We start from the raw sequence: 12,225 nt of genomic DNA, 5'->3' as shown, positions 1-12,225 counted from the left end.
AAAAAGGGCTCTCCCGTTAAGGAGAGCCTTTTTTCTATAAGACAAGCGCCGCAATCCAGCCAAAAATAACAAGCGGAATGTTATAAAAGATAAATGTCGGCACACAAGTGTCCCAAATGTGGTGATGCTGTCCGTCCGCACTCAGACCTGAAGTCGGGCCAAGTGTACTGTCGCTGGCAGGTGAACCGGCGTCGCCAAGCGCGGCAGCCGCTCCGATAATCGCAATCGTTGCCATCGGGCTGAATCCGAGCTGCATACATAGAGGCACAAAGATCGTTGTGATCACCGGAATCGTTGCAAAAGATGAGCCGATTCCCATTGTAATCAACAGGCCGACCAGCAGCATCAAAACCGCGCCAAGCGATTGGCTGTGGCCAATAAAACCTGCCGACGCTTTTACAAGTGAAGCAACGTCACCTGTTTTATTCAGTACATTAGAGAATCCGGCTGCAACAAGCATAACAAATCCGATAAAGGCCATTAATACCATACCGTCAGTAATCAATGAATCCGCTTCGTCACGTTTCATTACACCGCTGACAAACAGGATAATCAGGCCGGCCAGCGCCCCCATAATCATCCCTTCTACTCCCAATGTCTGCGATAAATAAAGCTGGACGCCGAGTGACACTAAAATGGCGAGAACCGCGATTCCCAGGCTTTTTTTCGTATATGGAGATGCTTTTACACCTGAGATTTCTTTTGTTTCATACACTTTTGGTTTTCGATAAACGATTACTGATAAAATCAAACCGACAACCATGCCTGCAACCGGTATAATCAGCGCGTACGGGATATCGCCAAGCGGAACGTTTAAACCCGCATCGGCCATGTTGTCCTTCAGCATGCCTTGGAATATCTGGCCGAAGCCAACAGGCAGTACAATATAAGGAGCCGTTAAGCCGAACGTAATCACACACGCAATCAGCCTGCGGTCCATTTCAAGCTCATTAAAGATTTTCAAAAGCGGCGGTATCAGCACAGGAATAAATGCGATGTGAACCGGTACCACGTTTTGTGAAAAACAAGCTACGATTAAAATAATCAGTACGATAAGCACTTTAGACAGTGCCTTTTTTCGAGTATCTTCTTTGTTTCCAATTAATTTCACAGAAGCTTCCACCATAGCATCCGGAAGACCTGTTTTCGTTAAAGCCGCAGCAAACGCACCAAGCATAGCGTAGCTGACTGCAACGGTGGCATTTCCGCCGAGCCCTTCTGTAAAGGCTTTAACCGTTTCACCCAGGCCGAGTCCTCCTGTTAAGCCGCCGGCCAAAGCACCTATGATTAAAGCAATAACTATATTGACACGCAGAAGACTTAAGACAAGCATAAGCAGCACTGCGATTACGACTGCATTCATGATACCCCTCCAAAAATCCTTTAGTTTGCTAATGTAGTAGATAAATAAAGTACGAACGTATCGTATCATATTCATGATACTTTAGTCAACTAAAGATTTCGGAGAAAAAAACCCTGCCGCGAAATCGCAGCAGGGCTATATTTATTATGCTTTTGCGTCTTCTTCCGCTGTGAATCTTTCTGCCAGCGTAGCCAGTGTTCTTGCCATGACGCCGGTTGCACCGGACGGACCGAAGCAGCTTGCTTTACTTGAAGTTGCTGTGCCTGCAATATCAAGATGGACCCAAGGAGTCGTTTCAGCAAACTCACCTAGAAACGTTCCTGCCATAATGGCATGGCCTTCCCGTCCCGGTGAATTGTTTAAATCCGCCATTTGGCTGTTTTTCACACGTTTTTTATCCTTTTCTGTAATCGGCAGCTGCCAGATGGCCTCACCGCACTCTTCCGCAGCTTCAGCCACCCGCTGATAAAAGCTCTCGTTATTTGTCATGGCGCCGGTTGTTTCTGTGCCCAATGCCACAACAACGCCGCCGGTGAGCGTTGCCACATCAACAAGTACAGACGCGCCATGCTGTTTTGCATATGTAAGGCCGTCTGCAAGCACAAGCCTTCCTTCTGCATCCGTGTTAAGGATTTCAATTGTTTTTCCGCTTAATGACACGATGACATCGTCAGGCTTCATCGCTCCGCCTGAAACCATGTTGTCGGTTGACGGAATGACAGCCAGCACATTTTGCTCCGGACGAAGCTCGCCGATCGTTTCCATTGCGCCAAGGACCGCTGCCGCTCCTCCCATATCGGATTTCATGCCGACAATTCCTGTTTTCGTTTTAATAGAGTAACCGCCTGTGTCAAAGGTAATTCCTTTTCCGACAAGCCCGATAACGTTTTCCCATTCCTTTTTGCCCTGATACTTCAAGACAATCATTTTGGGCGGTTCGGCAGAGCCTTGGTTTACCGCAAGGATTGCGCCCATACCGAGCTCTTCCATATCCGATTTCTCCAATATTTCACACTCAAAATCATACTTCGCCGCAAGCTCGGACGCATAAGAAGCCAAGTCAGTTGCTGTCAGCATATTTCCCGGCATATTAACAAGCGTTCTCGCCGAATTTGTGCCCTGCCCGTATGCCCGGCCGACAAGAAGACCGGCCTGCACTTCTTGTGTATCTTCATCTGTGACGGCATAGATGGATTCAAGCTGTTTATCCGGCTCATTTGATTTGTGCTTATAATCCTGCACCTCATAAGAAGCAAGCAGGCAGCTCTCAGCTAATGCGTGAGCGGCATCCGCTGCGGGAACTTCTTCACAAATAAATGTGTCAAGCAGTACGGCAGCCTCTTGTTTTCTGTCTTTATGAATGGCTTGAAAAACATGGGCAAAGCTTTCCTTCGCCTCTTCAAATGAATAATTCGCCTCTCTTCCCAAACCGACGAAATAAATACGTTTCATACCAGCGGAGGACGGAGGGAATACTTTTGATACTTGATTCCGTTTGGCAGAGACATCACCGTCTTTCAGAAGCTGAGTCAGATGGCCTTCCAGTTTTTCATCAATTTCCTTTGCTTTGCCTGTCAGCTGGCTTTTTTGAAAAAGTCCGACCACTAGGGTTTCAGTATGCTCTAATTGTTGAACCGCATAAAACATAAGGCTTACACTCCTAACGTAATGGGTATTTGTAATGAACAATGGTATAATAGGAAAAACATTCTTTCCTTACATTTATTTTATCAAACAACAGACAAAGACCTGCTTTTTTCTTTTGTAACACGAAAGATTTTCATATAGAAAGGATGTCGCCTATGGAACTTTTTATGAATTTTCCTTTATTATCAAGCCTTGCTGCCATCATCTTTGCACAAGTCATTAAAGTGCCGATACAATTTATCGTATCCAGAAAACTGGACTGGTCGCTGGTGACAAGCACAGGCGGCATGCCGAGTTCCCACTCCGCAGCTGTTACGGCGCTCTCTACCGGCGTAGCTTTAGAGCATGGATTAGGTTCCTCTCTCTTTGCGGTTTCAGCCATTTTCGCCGTCATTACCATGTTTGACGCAACCGGCGTCAGACGTCATGCCGGCGAGCAGGCAACAGTCATTAATAAACTTGTGATTGATTTTAACCGTTTTGTGAATGAAGCAAAAGATTTCCCGAAAGCCGAAGAGAAAGAAAAACAAAAAAAGCTGAAAGAGCTTCTCGGCCATCAGCCAATCGAGGTCTTTTTTGGCGGATTGACAGGAATTTTATTAACACTGGCACTGGCATACTTTTTTCTGTAAAAAAATAACGCTTCAGCCGCAGCTGGAGCGTTTTATTCTTTCACGGTTTTGTATTGATTTCTGAACACCTGCAATGATTTTGTTTCATTAAGCTTTACCAGTTCATCCTCAGTAACTTTTCCGGTCCCCTTCTTAATCACATACACGTCCAGGTTTTTTTTGCCCCATTCATTGTAGACATCATGAACGGTTTCAAAGTACAGATCAATGCGGTTTCCCTTGATGGCAGATCCTGTGTCCGCAACAACGCCCAAACCATAGTTCGGGATGAATAAAATGGTGCCGATCGGAAAAACGGATGGATCGGCGGCAACCGTAGAGTATAAATCTCTTTTCACTTTAACACCTGAATATGTAAGCCCGTATAATGGATCACCAGGCTTTTTACCCGTCGATTCGACTCCCGCTGTATAGCCTGTAGCCGTTACTTTTCGCGCTGGATACTGGTTCCAGTCAAAGGCTTCTTCCAATGGTTTGTCTTTTGCTTTGGCTGCAGCGGACATCGTTTTTTCGTTTTTCTGCTGCAATGCTTTTAATGTCAGCCCTGTGTTCTTCGAGTGCTTCTCATTATTTTCTTGCACCCATTTTGATAAGTCCTTCGCCTCTACTCCTGATATGGCTAAATATGTCGTGGCAAACGCGAGCAGAAATAAACAGGCCATCAGCAAACGTCTGATCATTTTCAACATTATTCACCTCTCCTCCGAATCATTGTTCCCAAATAGCGGGAGCAATATTCAAAACGGTGAATGCGCTGAAGGCACAAAAAAAGCTTTCTTAAGAAAGAAAGCGGCATTAAAACATCTGATATCCTCTTTTTCTGAGCATGTTGATCGCTATGCCTGAGACAATGGCGCCGGCCAGACCGCTGGCTAAAATCAATACATCTGCAGCAGCTAACGATACGATTCTCTGAAACAGGCTGGCAAAGGATTCGCCTGGCGATTGGATATAGCTGATCAGCTTTTCCTTGCTGATTATAAATAGGCATACAATCGGATAAATCACAGCCATAATCCAGGACATTCTCAGCAGCATGTTTAACAAGAAACCGATTCCAAAAAACAAAACAAAAAATAAAACAATTGAGATGATAACGACTGGCAGACTAATCAAAACCCCACCCCCTGCGTTACTTTTAGTGTACCGCGGGGGCTTTTAAAAAGTCAACGGCTGGAAAATGAATGACTGTCTTTACCTGTCCCCTGACATGACGGACAAGTTTCTGAACCGCCGAGGATTAATTGAAAATACCCTTTCCCTGAGCAAAACGGGCATGCCTGTGAAGCGGTTGTCGTTGCGGTTTTCATCTTATCATCACCTTTTTCTTAATTTTCAGATAATAATACCATACCGAGCTGTCAATGATAAAGTCAGATCATGTGACAAATCTTTTGATGTAAGCGGAAACATTTTTATTTTGCTCTTGTTCTCTTTTTATTTTGACGTTTTTTAATAAAACAAAACCCGCGGAGAGCGGGTTTTTAGAAAAACTTAAATTTGCCTTTTTTCAGTGTGAGTCCGAGTCCGCCGATTAAAAACAGCGAGCGGTTATCGATGACTTTTTTCATAAAAGAAGCCGGCGTGCCTTTCAGTTTTCTTCCGTACACGACTCCGACCGCATTATGCTCGCCGAGAGAAGCCACCGTTCCTTTTATATCAGGTTTGAATTCTTCAAGCTCGCCGCCCTTAATGAGTTTTGCAATGTTTTTAGCGACCGTAGTTCCCTGCTGCATCGCGATTTGGGCGGTCGGCGGATAAGGACGGTCAGTGTCTTCATTGATAAACAGCGAGCTGTCGCCGAGAATAAACACGTTGTCATGTCCGGGCGCGCGAAGATCAGGATTGACTTTCACCCGGCCGCGCATATTTTCAAAGCCGGCTTCTTCCACAATCGGATGTCCGCGGACACCTGCCGCCCACACCACCGTTTGCGATTTGATTTGCTCGGGCTCCTCATCTTTTTTGCCGACTGTGACTCCTTCTGAGGTACACTCTTGAACCGCCGTGCCGATTTTAAACTCAACGCCATTCTCCTCAAGATAGTGAACAGCATAATCGACAAGCTCGGGATCAAAGCCCGGCAATACGGTCGGCGCTGCTTCTACGCAGATAATGCGTACAAGGCTTCTGTCAACGTCATACTCCTTGCAGAGCTCTGGCACACGGGCAGCCAGTTCTCCAAGGAATTCAATACCCGTAAACCCGGCTCCCCCGACAACGATTGTTAACCTGTCCGGCCTTTTTTCAGCTTCGATGTTGTAAGTCGCAAATTGCAGCTCAATATGTTCCCGAAGCACTCGAGATGTATTGATATTGGCGATCGGAAACGCAAATTCTTTTAAGCCTTTAATGCCGAACGTTTCAGGTACCGCTCCGAGGCCGATAACTAAATAATCGTACTGCAGCTCTCCATTGGCAAGCACAACTTTCTTCTCGTCTATTTTGATTGCCTTCACGGTATCCTGTACAAAATTGACACGTGACTGGTTGATTACATCTTTTATCTGATAACGGCAGCGGTCATGATGGAGCGTACCGGCGCTCGCTTCGTGCATCCATGTCGTTTCGTAATGATAATTGTGTTTATTCACAAGCGTAATATCAGCATCATTCGGACCGACATGCTTCGTCAGCCTTGTCACTGTCATCAATCCGCCATAACCTGCACCTAAAATCACGATTTTGGGCTTATTCAATGCCATCACATCCACCTTCTCTTTTTTTTGCTGTTAGACGCATATAAAAATCATCATTTGTGTTATCTTCAGCTTATTGGCAGGATTTTATGAAATATATTGAAAAGTTTTTTGTGAAGTCCACACCCATAGCACTACTATCATGTGTATCCGGCTGGTTCATGAAACATTCAGAAAAAAGATGAATTCATTTTTTTCTTATCGTATCGGCCCGCGGGCATATGATCAAGAATGAATGCGCATACAATGCACTCGCAAATTTTTCTGCTGACTCGTCAATTTTAAGAGCAATATGGTATAATTAATAACAATTTTCATTTAGGAGGCAATTTTCGTATGCGAGAGGATACAAAGGTTTATGATATTACAATTATAGGCGGGGGACCGGTCGGCTTATTCACCGCTTTTTACGGAGGCATGAGACAGGCAAGCGTCAAAATTATCGAAAGCCTGCCTCAGCTTGGCGGACAGCTTAGTGCCCTGTACCCTGAGAAATATATATATGACGTAGCAGGATTCCCGAAAATCCGCGCCCAAGAGCTAGTGAACAACTTAAAAGAGCAAATGGCGAAATTCGACCAAACGATTTGTTTAGAGCAAGCAGTTGAATCTGTTGAAAAACAAGCAGACGGCGTGTTTAAGCTTGTGACAAACGAAGAAACCCATTACTCTAAAACAGTCATCATCACTGCAGGAAATGGCGCATTCAAACCACGAAAGCTCGAGCTTGAAACAGCCGAACAATACGAAGGCAAAAACCTTCACTACTTCGTTGATGATTTACAAAAATTCGCCGGCAGACGCGTTGCGATTCTGGGCGGAGGAGATTCAGCGGTTGACTGGGCGCTTATGCTTGAGCCAATCGCAAAAGAAGTTTCCATCGTTCACCGCCGCGATAAATTCCGCGCGCATGAGCACAGTGTGGAAAACCTTCACGCATCTAAAGTGAATGTCCTGACTCCATTTGTTCCGACAGAGCTCATCGGAGAAGACAAAATCGAGCAGCTTGTGCTTGAGGAAGTGAAAGGCGAGCGCAAAGAGATTTTAGAAATCGATGACTTAATTGTCAACTACGGCTTCGTCTCATCTCTTGGACCGATTAAAAACTGGGGACTTGAAATTGAGAAAAATTCCATTGTCGTCAAATCAACGATGGAAACAAATATCGAAGGCTTCTTCGCAGCAGGTGACATTTGCACATACGAAGGAAAAGTCAACCTGATCGCAAGCGGCTTCGGCGAAGCACCGACAGCTGTTAACAACGCGAAAGCTTACATGGACCCGAAAGCTCGCGTACAGCCTCTGCACTCTACAAGTCTTTTTGAAAATAAATAATAAAAAAAGGAGTTTGTGTCAAGATGACACAGCTCCTTTTTTATTTGAAGATATTTATATAATTCATCGCAGTTCCGATAACCAGCGCAATCACAAGGGCTGCTACAACCCAGATCGTGGTCATGATAATGCGGTCTTGGATCTTTTGGGACTTCGGTGTTTGTTCTTCGTTTTGAGTCATCTCCACTCGCTCCTTTCACATGTCCATGTCATAAAGAAAGCCTGGTGCTATAGGACCAAGCTGTGCTGAACTTATATATTAGCGTTTTATCATCCGCTCTATGAGATCATTCGTTAAGACTATGATACCCAAACTCATCCTGAATGACAAGCTTCCGCACCTGAATCACATCCATCATCGGATAAATCGTTTGACATCCTCCCTAAAACAGAGTACATTATACAAGGCGAACATTTGGTATATATTTATTATAAATATTCGTATTTAGGAGTGGATTCTATGGAAAATGTGTTTGATTACGAAGATATTCAGCTAATTCCTGCAAAATGCATTGTGAACAGCCGTTCTGAATGCGATACATCCGTGCGTTTAGGCGGACGTACATTTAAATTGCCCGTCGTTCCTGCCAATATGCAGACGATTATAGATGAGAAACTTGCGGTTTCATTAGCCGAAAACGGCTACTTTTATGTGATGCACCGCTTTGAACCTGAAAAACGGATTGACTTTATAAAGGACATGAACGCACGCGGCCTATTCTCTTCTATCAGCGTTGGGGTCAAAGATGAGGAGTATGCATTTGTCCGTCACTTGGCAGAAGAAAATCTGATCCCTGAATACGTGACCATCGACATCGCTCACGGACATTCCAATGCCGTCATTGAGATGATTCAGCACCTCAAAAAACATCTTCCGGACAGCTTTGTCATCGCGGGAAATGTCGGAACACCGGAAGCGGTCAGAGAGCTCGAAAATGCCGGAGCGGATGCCACAAAAGTCGGCATCGGACCGGGAAAAGTATGTATAACGAAAATTAAAACCGGTTTCGGCACAGGCGGATGGCAATTAGCCGCGCTGCGCTGGTGCGCAAAAGCCGCCAGCAAACCGATTATCGCGGATGGCGGAATCCGCACCCATGGCGACATCGCAAAATCAATTCGATTCGGCGCCACCATGGTCATGATCGGTTCACTATTTGCCGGACACGAGGAATCACCGGGACAAACCATTGAAAAAGACGGAAAGCTCTACAAAGAATACTTTGGCTCAGCCTCTGAATATCAAAAAGGCGAAAAGAAAAATGTCGAAGGCAAAAAAATGCACGTAGAGCATAAAGGCGCAATCATGGATACGCTGATTGAAATGGAACAGGATCTTCAATCTTCTATTTCTTATGCTGGCGGAACTAAGCTGGAGGCTATCCGCAATGTGGATTATGTCATCGTGAAGAATTCGATTTTTAATGGAGATAAGTATTAAAAATAAAAAAAGCCAAGTCAGCGGCTCGCCGCTTGACTTGGCTTTTTCTATTATTAGCACTCTTCTGGTTTACCTGCATTCGTCGCTGTCCTGAAAGAAGAACCGCAGCCGCATGAGGCGATGGCGTTTGGATTATCGATGGTAAAACCGCCGCCAAGCATGGATTGCTTAAAGTCTATAATAGTGCCGTTCATGATATCAAGGCTTTCTTTGTCAACGAGAACAGTAATGCCGTGCTCCTCAAACATACTGTCTGCTTCGCTTTTTTCATGCTCAAAGCCCATTCCGTATGAAAGGCCGCTGCAGCCGCCGCCTTTAACGCCGACACGCAGAAACGCGTTTTCTTCTTCATGCTCTTTCATCATATCTTTTATATGCAAAGCTGCTGCTTCTGTAATTGTTACAGGGTTGGTCATTAATGTGAACCTCCTTTTAGAAACCGGATGTTGTCTTTTATTATAAACTTGATCGGCTCATTTCTCAAACTAGCTGTTTTATAAAAAATAGACGCCCTCACAAACAGTCTCTGCCGGACCTGTCATCATCACATGGCCGTTCTCTTTCCAATTAATGACCAAATCTCCGCCCGCTAAATGAACCGTAATGTCTTCATTTCGTCTTGATACGCCGTTTAAAACAGATGCGACAGCCGCTGCACAAGCGCCTGTTCCGCAAGCCTGTGTGATGCCTGATCCCCGTTCCCACACGCGGAAGTGCAGTTCATGCTCATTCACGGTTTCCACAAACTCGACATTCACACCTTCCGGAAATCTTGGATCTTTTTCAATCACCGGTCCCAGTGTCGTCAGCGGTGCCTGTTCAATATCGGCAATCGGAAAAACGATATGCGGATTGCCCATGGAAACCGCGGTGCCTTTTAGTTCAGCTTCGCCAAATGTCATTGTTTCATTAATGGTTTGCTCCTCACCGCCGCCAAGCATCGGAAGCTCGGCTTTTGTCAGACGCGGTTCACCCATATCGACAGTGACAACATTCACTTTTCCGTTTTCAGCTTGAACTTCCGCTTTTACAAGCCCGGAGAGGGTTTCAATCAGAAAAGATGTTTCCTCAACCAGCTTATGCTCATACGCGTATTTTGCAACGCAGCGCAGGCCGTTGCCGCAGTTTTTCCCTTCAGACCCGTCATTATTAAAAATCCGCATTTTGACAGGTGCTTGATCTGAAGGACATATGAGGATCATACCGTCGGAGCCGATCCCTGTATAAACGGAAGACACTTGAACCGCTATTTCAGACAGTTGTTCTTCCGGCAGTTGTTCTTCAAATTGATTCACGTATATATAGCTGTTTCCAAGTCCGTGCATTTTGGTAAATCGAAATGAGTTCATAGATGCCTCCAACTTTTTCTCTTTTTCTTAGTATAAAAGCTATTATAAACGGACACAATACAATTATCCCCCGTTTTTCATACATAAAAGCTCCTTGCAATGACGCAAGGAGCTTTTATCTTTTATATGAACATGCCGGCAATAGCCGCGCTCAGCAGATTGGCTAATGTTCCCGCCAGAACAGCCTTTAACCCGAGGCGTGCGATATCTGAGCGGCGGCTTGGCGCTAAACCGCCAAGCGTACCGAGCATAATCGCAATCGAAGAGAAATTTGCGAACCCGCATAACGCAAAACTGATAATCGTAGCGGTTTTTTTAGAAAACTCGCCGATGTGCGGACCGAAGTTAGAATAAGCGACAAACTCATTCAGCACCAATTTCTGGCCGATAAAGCTTCCGGCATGCAAGGCTTCATGCCATGGCACACCAATCATAAAGGCGATTGGAGAAAACACATAGCCGAGGATAGATTCTAATGTGACATCTTTTAAACCGAACAAGCCGAAAACACCGCCGAGAATACCATTGACCACGGCGATTAATGCGACGAATGCAAGCAGCATCGCACCAACGTTCAGCGCAATTTGCAGACCTGTTGACGCACCCTTTGCAGCCGCGTCAATCACATTGGCCGCTTCTTCGCCTTCATCCATTTTGAAATCGCCTTTTACTGTTTGCGGCGTTTCCGTTTCAGGAATGAGTAATTTTCCGAATACCAGACCCGCAGGAGCAGCCATGAAGCTCGCCGCGAGCAAGTATTCAATCGGAATACCGAGAAGGGCGTAGCCAAACAAAGTTGAACCCGCAACAGCCGATAGACCGCTCGTCATAATTGTAAACAGTTCAGAGCGCGTCAGTCCTGCAATGAGGGGCCTGATCACTAACGGAGATTCCGATTGCCCTACAAAAATATTAGCAGCAGCCGCAAGAGATTCCGTTTTGCTTGTCCCAAGAAGTTTCGACAATCCGCCGCCGATCACACGGAAAATGAGCTGCATGATTTTCAAATGATATAAAACTGCGATCAGTGCTGAGAAGAAAATGATAACAGGCAGTACACTTAATGCAAACGCCGGGCTGTCGCCGACTTTTAAAAGCGGCCCAAATATGAAACTGATGCCTTCATTCGCATAATCAATCAGAAGCTGTACACGGCTTGAAAACCATAAAAAAACAGCGCGTCCCGCTTCCCATTTCAACACGATGTATCCAAACGCCACCTGTATACATAAACCAACGATGACGGTTCTTATTCTAATATTGCTTTTCTTTTCTGAAAATAAAAACGCGATGGCGATTATCCCAACTGCGCCGAGCAGTCCCCAAAGAACATTCATGAATACACCTACACCTCTTAAAATTTATTTAAAACAAATCTTTTATACGATAACAATAATATTTTTTGATGTCTACACATTTTTTCAGTACTTTTGTACCGCAAAATAAAAAAGGGCCTGAGACAGGCCCTTTTCTTCAAAACATTGGGTTTTCTTCAATAAATGTATATATATTCTCAACAAGCTCAGCAGGTGTTTCACCCGTAACGACTTCTCCGTTTACTAGAGCGAATAGTGATTCCATACATTTCCCGCAATAGCTTAAACAGCCGTATTCAAGAACATCCAGATTCGGATCTTTCTCTAAAATCGCTCGGGCTTCCTGAGAGCCGTGAGCCAGATTGCTGACACAAAATTCAATCATTGGATTCATGCGGTTTCACCTCACATATGAACATTATCGCGAATTTTTCACTATTCGT

General features: G+C 45.0%; 14 protein-coding genes. 3 read left to right on the top strand and 11 right to left on the bottom strand.

Annotated features, from left to right (window positions below; genetic code table 11):
* Window positions 1–34: 34 nt before the first annotated feature.
* Together H7F27_RS05025 and H7F27_RS05020 are read right to left on the bottom strand one after the other, a co-directional pair.
* Complete coding sequence (locus H7F27_RS05025) at window positions 35–1,363, bottom strand: Na+/H+ antiporter family protein (protein ID WP_101860009.1); 1,329 nt, start codon at window positions 1,361–1,363, stop codon at window positions 35–37.
* A gap of 144 nt (window positions 1,364–1,507) precedes the next feature.
* Window positions 1,508–3,010: a leucyl aminopeptidase gene (locus H7F27_RS05020; protein WP_095713992.1), complete on the bottom strand. Its 1,503-nt coding sequence runs from the start codon at window positions 3,008–3,010 to the stop codon at window positions 1,508–1,510.
* Window positions 3,011–3,165: 155 nt separating this feature from the next.
* Between H7F27_RS05020 and H7F27_RS05015 the strand changes: the two genes are divergently transcribed.
* Window positions 3,166–3,642 (top strand): divergent PAP2 family protein, encoded by a 477-nt coding sequence (locus H7F27_RS05015; protein WP_044158979.1) that lies wholly within the window; start codon window positions 3,166–3,168, stop codon window positions 3,640–3,642.
* A gap of 32 nt (window positions 3,643–3,674) precedes the next feature.
* Here the strand turns inward: H7F27_RS05015 and H7F27_RS05010 are convergent, their stop codons facing one another.
* The 4 genes from H7F27_RS05010 to H7F27_RS04995 form a co-directional block, all read right to left on the bottom strand.
* A complete protein-coding gene (locus tag H7F27_RS05010; protein ID WP_185848927.1) occupies window positions 3,675–4,334 on the bottom strand; it encodes a 3D domain-containing protein in 660 nt (219 codons plus the stop codon).
* A 103-nt stretch (window positions 4,335–4,437) separates the two neighbouring features.
* Window positions 4,438–4,758 (bottom strand): YuiB family protein, encoded by a 321-nt coding sequence (locus H7F27_RS05005; protein ID WP_024122715.1) that lies wholly within the window; start codon window positions 4,756–4,758, stop codon window positions 4,438–4,440.
* A gap of 50 nt (window positions 4,759–4,808) precedes the next feature.
* Window positions 4,809–4,952 (bottom strand): YuiA family protein, encoded by a 144-nt coding sequence (locus H7F27_RS05000; RefSeq protein ID WP_024122716.1) that lies wholly within the window; start codon window positions 4,950–4,952, stop codon window positions 4,809–4,811.
* A gap of 174 nt (window positions 4,953–5,126) precedes the next feature.
* Window positions 5,127–6,347 (bottom strand): NAD(P)/FAD-dependent oxidoreductase, encoded by a 1,221-nt coding sequence (locus H7F27_RS04995; protein ID WP_049809958.1) that lies wholly within the window; start codon window positions 6,345–6,347, stop codon window positions 5,127–5,129.
* 330 nt (window positions 6,348–6,677) lie between these two features.
* Here H7F27_RS04995 and yumC point away from each other — a divergent pair, with 330 nt between their 5' ends.
* The gene (gene yumC / locus H7F27_RS04990) at window positions 6,678–7,676 is read left to right on the top strand and encodes a ferredoxin--NADP reductase 2 (RefSeq protein WP_024122718.1); all 999 of its coding nucleotides are present in this window, start codon (window positions 6,678–6,680) and stop codon (window positions 7,674–7,676) included.
* 40 nt (window positions 7,677–7,716) lie between these two features.
* Here the strand turns inward: yumC and H7F27_RS04985 are convergent, their stop codons facing one another.
* Complete coding sequence (locus H7F27_RS04985) at window positions 7,717–7,857, bottom strand: hypothetical protein (RefSeq protein ID WP_044158982.1); 141 nt, start codon at window positions 7,855–7,857, stop codon at window positions 7,717–7,719.
* 279 nt (window positions 7,858–8,136) lie between these two features.
* On the opposite strand from H7F27_RS04985, the gene guaC reads away from it, so the two are divergent.
* The gene (gene guaC / locus H7F27_RS04980) at window positions 8,137–9,117 is read left to right on the top strand and encodes a GMP reductase (protein ID WP_106019496.1); all 981 of its coding nucleotides are present in this window, start codon (window positions 8,137–8,139) and stop codon (window positions 9,115–9,117) included.
* A gap of 53 nt (window positions 9,118–9,170) precedes the next feature.
* On the opposite strand, the gene H7F27_RS04975 is transcribed toward guaC, so the two are convergent.
* The 4 genes from H7F27_RS04975 to H7F27_RS04960 form a co-directional block, all read right to left on the bottom strand.
* Entirely contained in the window at window positions 9,171–9,533 is a 363-nt protein-coding gene (locus tag H7F27_RS04975; protein WP_095713995.1) for a HesB/IscA family protein, read from the bottom strand.
* 78 nt (window positions 9,534–9,611) lie between these two features.
* Window positions 9,612–10,466 (bottom strand): diaminopimelate epimerase, encoded by an 855-nt coding sequence (dapF, locus tag H7F27_RS04970; protein ID WP_095713996.1) that lies wholly within the window; start codon window positions 10,464–10,466, stop codon window positions 9,612–9,614.
* A 122-nt stretch (window positions 10,467–10,588) separates the two neighbouring features.
* The gene (locus H7F27_RS04965; protein WP_185848667.1) at window positions 10,589–11,803 is read right to left on the bottom strand and encodes a NupC/NupG family nucleoside CNT transporter; all 1,215 of its coding nucleotides are present in this window, start codon (window positions 11,801–11,803) and stop codon (window positions 10,589–10,591) included.
* Window positions 11,804–11,939: 136 nt separating this feature from the next.
* Window positions 11,940–12,176: a YuzB family protein gene (locus H7F27_RS04960; RefSeq protein WP_010331736.1), complete on the bottom strand. Its 237-nt coding sequence runs from the start codon at window positions 12,174–12,176 to the stop codon at window positions 11,940–11,942.
* Window positions 12,177–12,225 lie beyond the last annotated feature (49 nt).

The organism is Bacillus sp. PAMC26543, assembly GCF_014250375.1.
GTDB classification, from domain to species: domain Bacteria; phylum Bacillota; class Bacilli; order Bacillales; family Bacillaceae; genus Bacillus; species Bacillus halotolerans.
Note: the sequence above shows the minus strand (reverse complement) of the source record. Positions and strands in the feature narration are given on the sequence as shown.